The sequence below is a fragment of the Mesorhizobium sp. M7A.F.Ca.MR.362.00.0.0 genome (assembly GCF_004023175.1).
Classification (GTDB): domain Bacteria; phylum Pseudomonadota; class Alphaproteobacteria; order Rhizobiales; family Rhizobiaceae; genus Mesorhizobium.
Genome location: NZ_RZTF01000087.1, coordinates 1 through 11835, shown reverse-complemented (window position 1 = coordinate 11835; position 11835 = coordinate 1). Strand labels below are relative to the sequence as shown.

At 62.7% G+C, this 11835-nt stretch carries 11 protein-coding genes; 4 read left to right on the top strand and 7 right to left on the bottom strand.

The features are described 5' to 3' along the window. Window positions 1-215 precede the first annotated feature (215 nt). Window positions 216-1589, bottom strand: coding sequence for a PleD family two-component system response regulator (locus EOC06_RS13770; RefSeq protein ID WP_023810534.1), 1374 nt, complete (start codon window positions 1587-1589; stop codon window positions 216-218). A 33-nt stretch (window positions 1590-1622) separates the two neighbouring features. After that, window positions 1623-1994, bottom strand: coding sequence for a response regulator (locus EOC06_RS13765; RefSeq protein ID WP_013531932.1), 372 nt, complete (start codon window positions 1992-1994; stop codon window positions 1623-1625). A 246-nt stretch (window positions 1995-2240) separates the two neighbouring features. Here EOC06_RS13765 and EOC06_RS13760 point away from each other — a divergent pair, with 246 nt between their 5' ends. Together EOC06_RS13760 and EOC06_RS13755 are read left to right on the top strand one after the other, a co-directional pair. Then, entirely contained in the window at window positions 2241-2540 is a 300-nt protein-coding gene (locus tag EOC06_RS13760) for a DUF3572 domain-containing protein (RefSeq protein ID WP_024503583.1), read from the top strand. Then, complete coding sequence (locus EOC06_RS13755) at window positions 2537-3190, top strand: hypothetical protein (protein ID WP_128308003.1); 654 nt, start codon at window positions 2537-2539, stop codon at window positions 3188-3190. Before EOC06_RS13760 ends, EOC06_RS13755 begins: the two co-directional genes overlap by 4 nt. A 16-nt stretch (window positions 3191-3206) precedes the next feature. On the opposite strand, the gene EOC06_RS13750 is transcribed toward EOC06_RS13755, so the two are convergent. Both EOC06_RS13750 and EOC06_RS13745 read right to left on the bottom strand, forming a co-directional pair. Further along, the gene (locus tag EOC06_RS13750; protein ID WP_128308002.1) at window positions 3207-4730 is read right to left on the bottom strand and encodes a hypothetical protein; all 1524 of its coding nucleotides are present in this window, start codon (window positions 4728-4730) and stop codon (window positions 3207-3209) included. Window positions 4731-4901: 171 nt separating this feature from the next. Further along, window positions 4902-5477 (bottom strand): GNAT family N-acetyltransferase, encoded by a 576-nt coding sequence (locus EOC06_RS13745; protein WP_128308001.1) that lies wholly within the window; start codon window positions 5475-5477, stop codon window positions 4902-4904. A gap of 65 nt (window positions 5478-5542) precedes the next feature. Between EOC06_RS13745 and EOC06_RS13740 the strand changes: the two genes are divergently transcribed. Beyond that, window positions 5543-6871 (top strand): DNA polymerase IV, encoded by a 1329-nt coding sequence (locus EOC06_RS13740; RefSeq protein WP_128308000.1) that lies wholly within the window; start codon window positions 5543-5545, stop codon window positions 6869-6871. Here the strand turns inward: EOC06_RS13740 and EOC06_RS13735 are convergent. Further along, window positions 6868-7374, bottom strand: coding sequence for a hypothetical protein (locus EOC06_RS13735; protein WP_128307999.1), 507 nt, complete (start codon window positions 7372-7374; stop codon window positions 6868-6870). The two genes, EOC06_RS13740 and EOC06_RS13735, sit on opposite strands and share 4 nt — an antisense overlap. Before the next feature lie 197 nt (window positions 7375-7571). On the opposite strand from EOC06_RS13735, the gene EOC06_RS13730 reads away from it, so the two are divergent. Continuing rightward, a complete protein-coding gene (locus EOC06_RS13730; RefSeq protein WP_127269138.1) occupies window positions 7572-8453 on the top strand; it encodes a DMT family transporter in 882 nt (293 codons plus the stop codon). 11 nt (window positions 8454-8464) lie between these two features. Here EOC06_RS13730 and EOC06_RS13725 read toward each other — a convergent pair whose 3' ends face one another. Continuing rightward, window positions 8465-9268: a potassium channel family protein gene (locus EOC06_RS13725; RefSeq protein WP_128307998.1), complete on the bottom strand. Its 804-nt coding sequence runs from the start codon at window positions 9266-9268 to the stop codon at window positions 8465-8467. A gap of 67 nt (window positions 9269-9335) precedes the next feature. After that, window positions 9336-11835 (bottom strand): DNA polymerase III subunit alpha (dnaE, locus tag EOC06_RS13720; protein WP_128307997.1); only part of this gene is annotated, 2500 nt, incomplete at its 5' end.

The window sequence follows — 11835 nt, the reverse complement described above, 5'->3', positions numbered from 1 at the left end:
CCCCACGGACCCAGGAGATGCGGCGGACCTGAGCATCATGGGGTATTCCCAGGATCGGAGCCGGTTTTCTATCCTCGTGCCGGCTTCGTCTTGGCCTGCACAGTTGCGCAAGAGCTTATGAAAATCAACAGTTTCTTAACCAAGGCTCGCGAATCGCTTGGATTAAGGTAAACGGGTAACCCTGTCGGGTTGACAGGATAATCGGGGCTGGATCGCTACGCCGCCTTGGCGACGACGCGATTTCGGCCGCCGCTTTTGGCTTCGTAGAGCGCGAGATCGGCACGCTTCATCAGCGCCGCCACCGTGTCCACGCCCTTCAGCACCGACGACACGCCGACGCTGACCGTGACTTCGATCGCCTTGCCGTCCTGCCCGATGGCGAAAGCCGCCTGGGCGATTTCGGCGCGAATGCGCTCGGCTACCTTCTCGGCCACCGCGCCCTCGGTGTCCGGCATCACCACCACGAACTCCTCGCCGCCAAAGCGGCAGGCAAGGTCGATACCCCTGACATTCTTGCGCAGCCGTCGTGCGAATTCCCGCAGAACCTCGTCGCCGCCGTCATGACCGTGCGCATCGTTGATCGCCTTGAAGCGGTCGAGGTCGGTGATCATCACCGACAGCGGCCGGCGCCGCGCCACGGCGCGATCGAACAGCGTCTGCAGGTGGCTGTCCAGATAGCGGCGGTTGTGCAGCCCGGTCAGTCCATCGGTCACCGCCATTTCGATGGTCTGGGTGACGCTGGCGCGCAGCTGGTCGTTGTAACGCTTGCGGCGCACCTGGGTGCGCAGCCGCGCCGTCAACTCCTGCTGGTCGATCGGCCGCATCAGATAATCATTGATGCCGAGTTCGAGGCCGCGGATGATGCGTTCCTCCTCGCCCTCCTCCGCCAACAGGATGATCGGCACGAAACGGGTGCGATCGAGCGAGCGCAACTGCGAACAGAGCCTCAGCGGATCGAAATCGGCGAACGCGGTCGAGATCATCACGCATTCATAGGACGTCTCGGCGGCCTGGAAGAAACCGGCATGCGGATCATGTGTGACGTCGAGATCGGCCCGGTCGCGCAGCATCTTCTGGATGCGCTCGACGGATGATTTGCGTTCGTCGATCAAAAGCACCTTGGGCGTCGTGTCCTCGGATGCGAAATTGCGGCTGAGCAACTCCTCGATGCCGATGTTGCGCGTCGTCGAGGCGCGCAGCCGCAACTCGTCGGTCAGCGACTTCAGGCGAACCAGGCTCTTGACGCGCGTCATAAGCTGCAGGTCGTTGACCGGCTTGGTCAGGAAGTCGTCGGCACCGGCCTCGAGCCCGCGGACGCGGTCGGAGACCTGATCGAGCGCGGTGATCATCACCACCGGAATGTGCGATGTCGCCGGATCGCTCTTCAGCCGCCGACAGACCTCGAAGCCGTCCATGTCCGGCATCATCACGTCGAGCAGCACGACATCGACCTTGCCGTTCTCACAGGTCTCGATCGCATCCGGCCCGTTGGTGGCGGTCAGCACTTCGAAATATTCGGCCAGCAGCCGCACTTCCAGCAGCCGCACATTGGCAGGGATATCGTCGACGACGAGGATCCGCGCAGTCATTTCACAAGGCTCCGGCTCGGCTGAAGGGGCACATCACGCATCGCCCAGATAGGATTTGATGGTTTCGATGAAACGCGGCACCGAGATCGGCTTAGAAATATAAGCCTCGCAGCCGCCCTGGCGGATACGTTCCTCGTCGCCCTTCATGGCGAAGGCGGTCACCGCAATGACCGGGATGACGTGCAGTTCGTCGTCTTCCTTCAGCCATTTGGTCACTTCAAGCCCCGACACTTCAGGCAATTGGATATCCATCAGGATCAGATCCGGCCGGTGCTGGCGCGCCAAATCGAGCGCTTCCAGACCGTTTCGGGTGCGCACGGTCTCGTAACCGCTTGCCTCGATGAGGTCCCGAAAGAGCTTCATATTGAGCTCATTGTCTTCGACGATCATAACCTTCTTCGGCATCGATTTCCCGTCCCGGCTGCCCTTCCGCTTCGAAGGCAACCGTCATGCGCCCATGTCTGAACGCATCAAACCCTGCTTCACTTTACGGCAATATGATTGACGAAACGGAAATCCGCGGCTGGAAAACAGCGCGAATTCCACCTCGTCCCCTGCGCGTCCAAAGGGCGCGCCACGCTCTAATGGCTTGCCGCAAGCAACTCTTGCCATTACTGCGGGAGAGACTCATTCCACACACCGAAGGTAGTGATGGCAAACGCAGCGTCAATGCGCGAAGAAGCGGAATCGATTGCCGTGAAGGCCCTGGGCTTCGTCGCCTCCGATCCGGAGCTTCTGCCGCGCTTTCTGGCAATCACCGGCATAGAGGTCCATTCGATCCGCAAAGCCGCCAGCGAGCCGGGTTTTCTGGCCGGTGTCCTGCAGTTCATCCTCGCCCACGAGCCGACTCTGATGCGCTTTGCCGAGGAAACCGGCACCCCGCCGGCGGCTGTCGGCAAAGCCTTGCGGTCGCTGCCGCTGGGCGACGACAACCACGAGCATTCCATATGAGCGATGATCCGGAAACCGCGCGCCAGATCGAAGAACTGGCAGCCGACGACCGACCCTTGCTTGTCCTCGATGTCGACGATGTCGTGCTCGAATTCATCCGACCGTTTCCGAATTTCCTCAAGGCGCGCGGCTATGGCCTGACGCTGGCCTCGTTCCGGCTGACCGGCAACATCGCAGAGACCGCCAGCGGCCGCCTGATCGAACAGCCCGAAGTCACGGCACTGCTGGCCGATTTCTTTGACGCGCAAGCCGATTGGCAAAACATTACTGACGGCGCGGCAGAAGCCCTGGCAGGGCTTGGCGATCGCGCGGAAATCATCTTGCTGACGGCCATGCCGCACAAACACCGTGCCGTGCGTCGCGTCCATCTCGAGGCGCTTGGGCTGAGTTACCCGCTTCTGACCACTGAAATGGCCAAAGGACCGGCAGTGGCCAAGCTTCGCGGCAAGGCCGGCCGACCGGTGGTCTTCGTCGACGATCAGCCGCACAATCTGGCGTCGGTACGGGAATCGGTCGCCGACGCCGAACTGTTCCACCTGATGGCCGACAATTCGCTGCGCGCATTCCTGCCGCCGGTGACGGACGATGTGGTCGTCGTCCAGGACTGGCACGAGGCAGCGCCCAAGATCGCAAGCGCGCTGGGGCTCTGAACTCCAGCTTCAGGGTTCAGTTCGCACCTGCGCCGCCGCTGTCGTCTCCGCTGTCATCGGCGCCGTCACCATCATCCATGCTGTCGTCCACGGCCGGATCGGCGGGCTTCAGCATGACGCCATTGACGGTGACCGAGCCATCGGCCTTGGCATTGACGATCCATTCCAGCCGGCCATCGGGCAGCGTCTTGCCAAAGCCCTTCGCCATGAGAGCGACTGGCACGTATTGGCCAACCTCCGGTTCCGACTTTGCCGCTTCCTGCAGGCCTTCGACAAGCTTGTCGAAGCCGGCGACATCGACGGTTACGCTTCCTTCGGGCTTTTCGCCTGGGAATGTCATCTCGCCTTCCAGCGCGATCTCCGTGTCCTTGTTCTTTACGGTGCTGTGGCCAAGCACGACCTTCGGCATCTTGGCCAAGAAGTCGACTTTAAGCTGCTCGCCGAATTCGGCCGACAGAGGGGGATTCTTATTGAGATCAAAGGCTTCGATCGCCTTCTTCGCCATGCTGTCGAGATCGATATTGGCGCCGCCAAAGTTCAAATCGACATCGGTGGGCAACAACCCCACGCTCCAGCTCGGCAGAAGCTGGGTCGGCACGGTCAGCCCCGATGCCTTGATGCCGTACGTGATCGTGCCGTTCTGGGCGACGCCATCGGTGCCGAACACGGTGCTGAGCTGGGTGGCGCCGAAATTGCCGACCGGGCTTTCCACCGCAAAATCCTTGAAACCGTAGGTCCCGTCGATACGCTGCCAAAGCGGCAAGGCGGCGAGCAGAAGCGATTTGAGCTGCGCCTGGTTGGCCTTCAGCGTCGCCTCGTCCTCGTTGGCCACCGCAAAGGCCAGGAGATCGAGCAATGGCTTGGTCCGCACGCCCTTGCCGCTGGCTTCGACCGACAGTTCAGGCGACCTGACGGTGACCGGGAATTTCAGCCCGCTCTCGGGGTCATCGAAATTGATCGCTTCGACAAAACTCGACACCTTCTGCGAGGTTGTGAAATCGACGCCCCCGGTCGCCGACTTGGTCGCGGCAACGGTCGCGATGCCGGCGCCCGTGCTGGCTTCCATGTGCTGCTTGGCATCCTTCGATGCCATCGTCATGCCGGCCATCGAGCTGGTGCCGCTGGTGAAGGCCGCCAGATTTGGATCGTAGACGCCCGAACCCTTGCCGTCCTTGATCGAAAACTGAGTGCTTTGCAGCCCCTCGGGTCCGTTGAACTCGAAGGAGGCAGTTTGGGAGAAATCCATGGAGACATCCCAGGACCCGTCGCTGCGCGGCTTGACCATCAGGGCATAGGGCGCGAAGTCGAACTTCAGCAGTTTCTGGTCCGGAAACGATGCCGCAAGTGCCTTGAAATCGAACAGGATCCTGTAGGCGCCACCTTCAAGCGAAACTTTCAAAATGCCTTTGTCGATGGCCTGCTTGCCGACATAGCGGGACAAGTCGTCGGATAATTGCTTCGCACCCTGACTATCGACGGTCTGACCGAACGCAGGCGCGCTCAACGCAAGGAGGAAAACGAATGGCAGGGCACGGTTCACGCGAATTCTCCGTTTGACCTAATGCATGTCGCCCAAAGTGGGTCCCGGTTTGGGAGAACGACATGCATAAACAAAACCCCAAAGCGCATGCGCTTTAGAAGGGACGTCCGTCTGGTATGAAATTACTGCTGCAACCGCAAGGTGAGATCAACAAGCCACGAGCGGACCTCATCAAAGCACCAGCCGCATCAGCGGGCGGCCCGCCTTGCGTTCCACCAGCCGCTCGAAACCCGCCTTCTCGAAGACCCGTGACGAACCGACGAACAGGCCGATCGAGCGCGAATCGCGAGATAGATCCATCGGGCACGCCTCGAGCAGCCGGGCTCCATTCTGGCGGGCGAAATTGATGCCGCCTTCGACGAGGCGATGCGTGATGCCCCTGCCGCGGGCCTTGACGCGGATGAAGAAGCAGGAGATTGCCCAGACGCCCGGATCCGCTCCGTCGGCAGGATCGACCGGTGCCGAGCCCCTGCCCTGATTGTTCCATTCGGGCACGTCGGCGCGCGGTCCGATCTGCATCCAGCCGACCGCCTGACCGTCCTCGAATGCCAGCAGTCCGGGCGGCGGGCCGGCCTCGATACGCGCCTTGATGTGGTCCTTGTTGCGTTCCCGGCTGCTCTCGCGGCGCATCGCCGGCGCCAGCCGGAAATGCGTGCACCAACAGCCGTAGCAGGCGCCTTGCTTGCCGAAGAGGTCCTCGAATTCAGCCCAAAGCTCGGGTGCAAGTGGCGCTATGGTCGTGCTCATGCGTTCTCCCCAGGCCAGCCTTGTCGCTGGCCTTGCACTGTCGTACCATTGCATCTGTTCTCTTTATGTTCGCAGCGATGGCGGCCCCTGTCAACAATCCCGATCACGGTTTTTGCCGCGACTGCCTGACGTTTCAGCGCAGCCAGGCGCGCCGCTGCGAGCGCTGCGGCAGCCCGCGGCTTGCGCGCCATCCAGAGCTTTACCGGCTGCATCTGGCCCATATCGATTGCGACGCCTTCTATGCGGCGATCGAAAAGCGCGACAATCCGGCGCTCAAGGACAAGCCGCTGATCATCGGCGGCGGCAAGCGCGGCGTCGTCTCCACCGCATGCTATATCGCCCGCATCCAGGGCGTGCGCTCGGCCATGCCGATGTTCAAGGCGCTCGAAGCCTGCCCGGAGGCGGTGGTCATCAGCCCCAACATGGAAAAATACGTGCGCGTCGGCCGCGAAGTGCGCGCCATGATGCAAGCGCTGACACCGCTGGTCGAGCCGCTGTCGATCGACGAGGCGTTTCTCGACCTCGCCGGCACCGAACGACTGCACGGCCTGCCGCCCGCTGTGGTGCTGGCGCGCTTCGCGCAGGCCGTCGAGAAGGAGATCGGCATCACCGTTTCGGCCGGCCTGTCCTATTGCAAGTTCCTCGCCAAGATTGCGTCTGACTTTCGCAAGCCGCGCGGTTTCTCGGTCATCGGCGAGGCCGAGGCAGTCGGCTTCCTCTCGGCGCAGCCGGTGACCATGATCTGGGGTGTCGGAAAGGCATTCAACGCCACGCTGGAGCGTGACGGCATCCGCACTATCGGCCAGTTGCAGCAGATGGATCGCGGCGACCTGATGCGCCGCTACGGCACGATGGGCGACCGGCTCTACCACCTTTCGCGCGGCGAGGACGTCCGCCGCGTCGATCCCGACCAGGATGCCAAGAGCGTATCGGCCGAAACCACCTTCGACACCGACATCGCGTCGCTGGAGGAACTGGTCGCGGTTCTCAGGGGTCTTTCGGAAAAGGTCTCGGCACGGCTGAAAAAATCAGGCATTGCCGGGCGCACCGTGGTGCTGAAGCTGAAGACCCAGGATTTCAAGCTGCGCACGCGCAATCGCCAGCTCGGCGATCCGACCCGGCTCGCCGACCGCATCTTTCAGACCGGGGTGGAGCTTCTGCGCAAGGAAACCGACGGCACGAAGTATCGGCTGCTTGGCATCGGCGTCAGCGACCTCTCGGACGACGACAAGGCCGACCCGCCCGATCTGGTCGACATCCAATCGCGCAAGCGCGCCATGGCCGAAGGCGCCATCGACGCCCTGCGCGACAAGTTCGGCCGCAAGGCGGTGGAAACCGGCTACACATTCGGCAAGGGCCGCCACACCCATCCGCCGGAGCCGCTCGAGGATTAGGTGCGCTGCAGATCAATCCTGCTCGTCACCACGCTCTTGCCGGTTTTCGGGTCGGTGTCGATGACGGTCAGCCGCATGCCGTTCTCGCCGCGTTTCTCGACCTTCATCTGCGCCTTTCGGTCGCCATTGACCTCCTTGGCCCAGCGAATGCCCAGGTTGATCGCGTTGCCCGAACGGCTGCCGTTAAGCTGCGCCGGTCCCGTGCGAGAGCCGACATAGGTGCCGCTGTATTTGGCACCGCTGGCCTTCAGGTCCGCGCTGATGGCGCGCGTGACCACGACAAGTCCCCGGCAATTGCCGTCGAGCGACAGGGAGGTCGATGTCGCGTTCGAGCTGAACGTGCAGGACACGTTCACGGTCGGCGCATCGGTGGTGACCTTGACGATACCCTTGCCGGCGAAATTGCCCTTGAACGCCTGGAGAAATTGGGCCTCGTCGGCATGTGCCGCGCCTGCCGCAACCAATAAGCCGCCGGTAAGCGCGAATTGCGCGAAGGATCTCATTGAAGCTCTCCTTGTCGATCTTGAAAAAGGCGGGACGGTCCGCGAGCACGGCTGACCACCGGAACTCAACGCCACTTGCCGTTTCAGGTTCCGCCCGCCACACGACTGTTTTACCACACCCAGCCAGTCGCGACTGGCCCAGAAGAATGCCTTGTGTAGCGATTGCGGCAGAAGCCCTCGCCTGCGACATAGCGCGAATGGCACCCACCCCCTCGATCCCCAAGGCCGCGTTCTGGATGGCACTGTCGATCGCTTCCTTCCTTGGGATGACGGTCGCCGGCCGAGCCACGACAGCGGAGCTCAACGTCTTCCAGGTGCTTGAGTTGCGCTCTGTGATCGGCTTCTTCATCCTTCTGCCGCTGGTGATGATGAGTGGCGGTTTTCGAGCCATGCGCACGCAGCGCCCCATTGCCCATATCGCCCGCAACGTCATCCATTACACGGGCCAGGCGGCCTGGCTCTACGCCCTCACTTTGATCCCGCTGGCGGTGCTGATCTCGATCGAATTCACCACGCCGATCTGGACAGCTATCCTGGCGGTGATTTTTCTGGGCGAAAGGCTGAACCGGCCCAAGCTGGCAGCGATCGGGCTGGGGCTGATCGGCGTGGTGATCATCGTGCGCCCCGGTGTCGGCTCGGTCGACCCTGGACATCTCGTCGTGCTGGGTGCCGCGGCCTGCTTCGGCATCTCGGTGGTCACGATCAAATCGCTGACCCGGACTGACAGCGTCGTGCGCATCATCTGCTGGATGCTGATTATCCAGTCGATGGTCGGTCTCATCCCGGCGCTCTATACGTGGCGCAATCCGCCACTGGAGCTATGGCCGTGGATCGTGCTGATCGCTTTCACCGGCATGTCGTCGCATTTCTGTATGGCCCGCGCGCTTGGCTATGCCGATGCGACCATCGTCTCGCCGATGGATTTTCTGCGCGTGCCGCTATCGGCGCTGATTGGCTGGCTGCTCTATAGCGAGCAGATCGATGCCTTCACCGCCGGCGGCGCGCTGCTGATACTGATGGGCAATCTGCTCAATCTTCAGCGCAGGGCTATAAAGCCGGCCGAAGTGGCGGCGTCGTAGTACGCCGGCCGTCAGTTCCCTTCGTCGGGTATGTTGAGAAGATGACCGCAGGCTTTGCAATGCACGGCGTCCGGCTCGTGCCGCCGCAAGCCGCACTGCGGACAGGGAAACAAAACCTTGGCTGGCCGGAAGATCGCCTGAGCCAGTCTGACAAACAGCGATATTCCGATGATCATGGTGACGATTGCCGTCAGCTTGCCGGCCATGCCCGGCAGCACGATGTCGCCGAAGCCGGTCGTCGTCACCGTGGCGACGGTGAAATAAAGCGCGTCGATATAGTTTTCCAGGCCGGCGCCAGTGCGGAAGAAGAACGTGTAGACGAAGCCGGTGATGACGAACAGGAAGGTCAAAAGGTTGATGACCGCGTGGCTGGCCTCTCGCCACGGCCGCAGGCCGCGCATCTCCAGATGCCGCCAGAGCGAACCGCTGCGCGACAGCGACCACAGCCGAAGGATGCGCAGGAAGGCGAGATTGGCGAACGCCGTCGGCATCAGCAGCGTCAAAAGGATGAAGACATCGACCCACGACGTCGGCTGCTTCATCAGCCGCAGCATGTTTTTGGAGGCAAGCAGCCGGGCGACCAGGTCCGCGGCGACAAGCGCGGCCGCCGAATAGTCGAGCCAGAGGAATGACGGCTTGTCCTGAAGAACCGGCGTCGCGATGAAGAAGGCGATGATGGCGAGGTCGATGACGACGGCCACCAGTTGGAACCGGAAAGCGGCCGGCGTGCGCCCATGATAGAGCCTGCGCAGCCTGTCACGCAGCCGCGCCAAGGCTGAAACCGCCTGCGACCCGTTCCTCTGCGCCGGCTTCATGCTGACTGCGCTGGCGTTCGCGGCAGCGACCACCCGGCTGACTGCCGCGCGCGAGAAAGAGCGGGGGTCACACCAGCTCCACTTCGACCACGCCCGGCACCGCGCGCATCGCCGAGGCGATCTGCGGCGAAATCCGGTAGCGGTTCGGCAGCTCGATCTCGATTTCGCCCTCGCCTTCGTCCTTGATCAGCACGAAGCTGACCTGCCCCTCGCCCCTGACAGTCAGTTGGCCGGCCAGCGTGTTGATCGGCGAGGCGTTGCGCACGAAGATGCGAAGTGCCTTCTGGATACGGCTTGCCTCGTCCTCCAGCGACTGCACCGAGTTGATGCGCAGATTGACGCCTTCCGGCCTGTCCTCGGCGGCAACGGTGATGACCACGGAGCGGCCGGCCTCGAGCAGATCGCGATATTGCGCCAGTCCTTCGGAAAACAGCACGGCTTCGTACTGGCCGGATGTGTCGGAAAAGGCGATAACGCCCATCTTGTTGCCGGTGCGCGTCTTGCGCTCCTGCTTGGACGTCACCGTGCCGGCCAGACGGCCGGCGGCGGCACCGCGTTTGACGGCCGCCGAAAACTCGGCCCACGTCTGAACCCGCATCTTCTGCAGGGCTGCCTTGTACTCGTCGAGCGGGTGCGCCGAGAGATAGAAGCCGACCACCTGGAATTCACGGTGCAGCCGGTCGGCGGCGAGCCATGGCTCCGTCGCCGGCAGATTGAGTGCCTGCGACTGGGCGCCGAGCGAAGCGCCGAAGATGTCGTGCTGGCCGGAAACCGCGTTCTGCTGCGCCAGCGACGCCAGTCCCATCATGCGTTCCACGCCCGCCATCATCGATGCGCGGTCGTGGCCGAAGCAATCGAGCGCGCCGGCCATGATCAGGCTTTCGAAGACGCGCTTGCCGACGATCTTGGGATCGACCCGCTCGCAGAAATCGGCGAGGTTCTTGAACGGCTTTTCGCCACGCTGGGCAACGATGTGCTCGACCGCCGCATCGCCGACGCCCTTGAGCGCTGCCAGCGAATAGTAGATGCGGTTCTCACCGACCTCGAAGGGGCGAAAGCTCGACATCACCGAAGGCGCCAGAACCTCGATGCCAAGGCGCAGCGCGTCCTGGCGGAAATCGGCCAGCTTGTCGGTGTTGCCCATGTCGAGCGTCATCGACGCTGCCAGGAACTCGACCGGATAATGCGCCTTGAGATAGGCGGTCTGGTACGAAACCACCGCATAGGCGGCGGCGTGCGATTTGTTGAAACCATAGTCGGCGAACTTGGCCAGCAGGTCGAAAATGAAATCGGCTTGCGGCTTGCCGACGCCACGCTCGACCGCGCCGGAGACGAAGCGCTCACGCTGCTTGTCCATCTCGGCGCGGATCTTCTTGCCCATGGCGCGGCGCAGCAGATCGGCTTCGCCGAGCGAGTAGCCGGACAGCTCCTGCGCGATCTGCATCACCTGTTCCTGGTAGACGATGACGCCTTGCGTCTCCTTCACCAGATGGTCGATCTTGGGATGGATCGACGCCATCTCCTCCTCGCCATGCTTTCTGGCGTTGTAGGTCGGAATGTTCTCCATCGGACCGGGGCGGTAGAGCGCGACCAGCGCGATGATGTCCTCGATGCAGTCGGGCCGCATGCCGATCAGCGCCTTGCGCATGCCGGCGCTTTCCACCTGGAACACGCCGACCACTTCGCCGCGCGACAGCATAGCGTAAGTCTCGGGATCGTCGAGCGGGATCGTTGCCAGGTCGATCTCGATGCCGCGCCGGCGGATCAGCTTCACAGCCGTTTCCAGCACCGTCAGCGTCTTCAGGCCGAGGAAGTCGAACTTCACCAGCCCGGCCTGCTCAACATATTTCATGTTGAACTGGGTGACGGGCATGTCCGAGCGCGGATCGCGGTACATCGGCACCAGTTCCGACAACGGCCGGTCGCCGATGACGATGCCGGCGGCATGGGTCGAGGCGTGGCGGTAAAGGCCCTCCAGCTTCTGCGCCATGTCGAGCAGCGTCTGGACGATCGGCTCCCTCTCGGCCTCTTCGGCAAAGCGCGGCTCGTTGGCGATGGCGTCGGCGAGCTTGACCGGGTTGGCCGGATTCTGCGGCACCATTTTGGAGAGCTTGTCGACCTGGCCATAGGGCATTTGCAGGACGCGGCCGACGTCGCGCAGCACGGCGCGCGCCTGCAGCGTACCGAAGGTGATGATCTGGCCGACCTGGTCGCGGCCGTATTTCTGCTGGACGTAGCGGATGACCTCCTCGCGCCGATCCTGGCAGAAGTCGATGTCGAAGTCGGGCATCGACACGCGGTCGGGATTGAGGAATCGCTCGAAAAGCAGCGAGAAGCGCAGCGGATCGATGTCGGTGATGGTCGTCGAATAGGCGACCAGCGAGCCTGCGCCCGAACCGCGGCCCGGCCCGACCGGAATGCCCTGCGCCTTGGCCCATTTGATGAAGTCGGCAACGATCAGGAAGTAGCCGGGAAACTTCATCTTGGTGATGATGCCAAGCTCGAAATTCAACCGCTCGCGGTATTGCTCGACCGTGTAGCCCGCAGTCGGGCCATGCATGGCGAGG

Excerpts from the sequence above, each read along its gene's own strand:
- EOC06_RS13730 (WP_127269138.1), top strand. The coding sequence starts at position 7,572 with ATGGCACCCACCCCCTCGATCCCCAAGGCCGCGTTCTGGATGGCACTG.
- EOC06_RS13760 (WP_024503583.1), top strand. The coding sequence starts at position 2,241 with ATGGCAAACGCAGCGTCAATGCGCGAAGAAGCGGAATCGATTGCCGTG.
- EOC06_RS13725 (WP_128307998.1), bottom strand. The coding sequence starts at position 9,268 with ATGAAGCCGGCGCAGAGGAACGGGTCGCAGGCGGTTTCAGCCTTGGCG.
- EOC06_RS13770 (WP_023810534.1), bottom strand. The coding sequence starts at position 1,589 with ATGACTGCGCGGATCCTCGTCGTCGACGATATCCCTGCCAATGTGCGG.
- EOC06_RS13755 (WP_128308003.1), top strand. The coding sequence starts at position 2,537 with ATGAGCGATGATCCGGAAACCGCGCGCCAGATCGAAGAACTGGCAGCC.
- EOC06_RS13765 (WP_013531932.1), bottom strand. The coding sequence starts at position 1,994 with ATGCCGAAGAAGGTTATGATCGTCGAAGACAATGAGCTCAATATGAAG.
- EOC06_RS13735 (WP_128307999.1), bottom strand. The coding sequence starts at position 7,374 with ATGAGATCCTTCGCGCAATTCGCGCTTACCGGCGGCTTATTGGTTGCG.
- EOC06_RS13745 (WP_128308001.1), bottom strand. The coding sequence starts at position 5,477 with ATGAGCACGACCATAGCGCCACTTGCACCCGAGCTTTGGGCTGAATTC.
- EOC06_RS13740 (WP_128308000.1), top strand. The coding sequence starts at position 5,543 with ATGTTCGCAGCGATGGCGGCCCCTGTCAACAATCCCGATCACGGTTTT.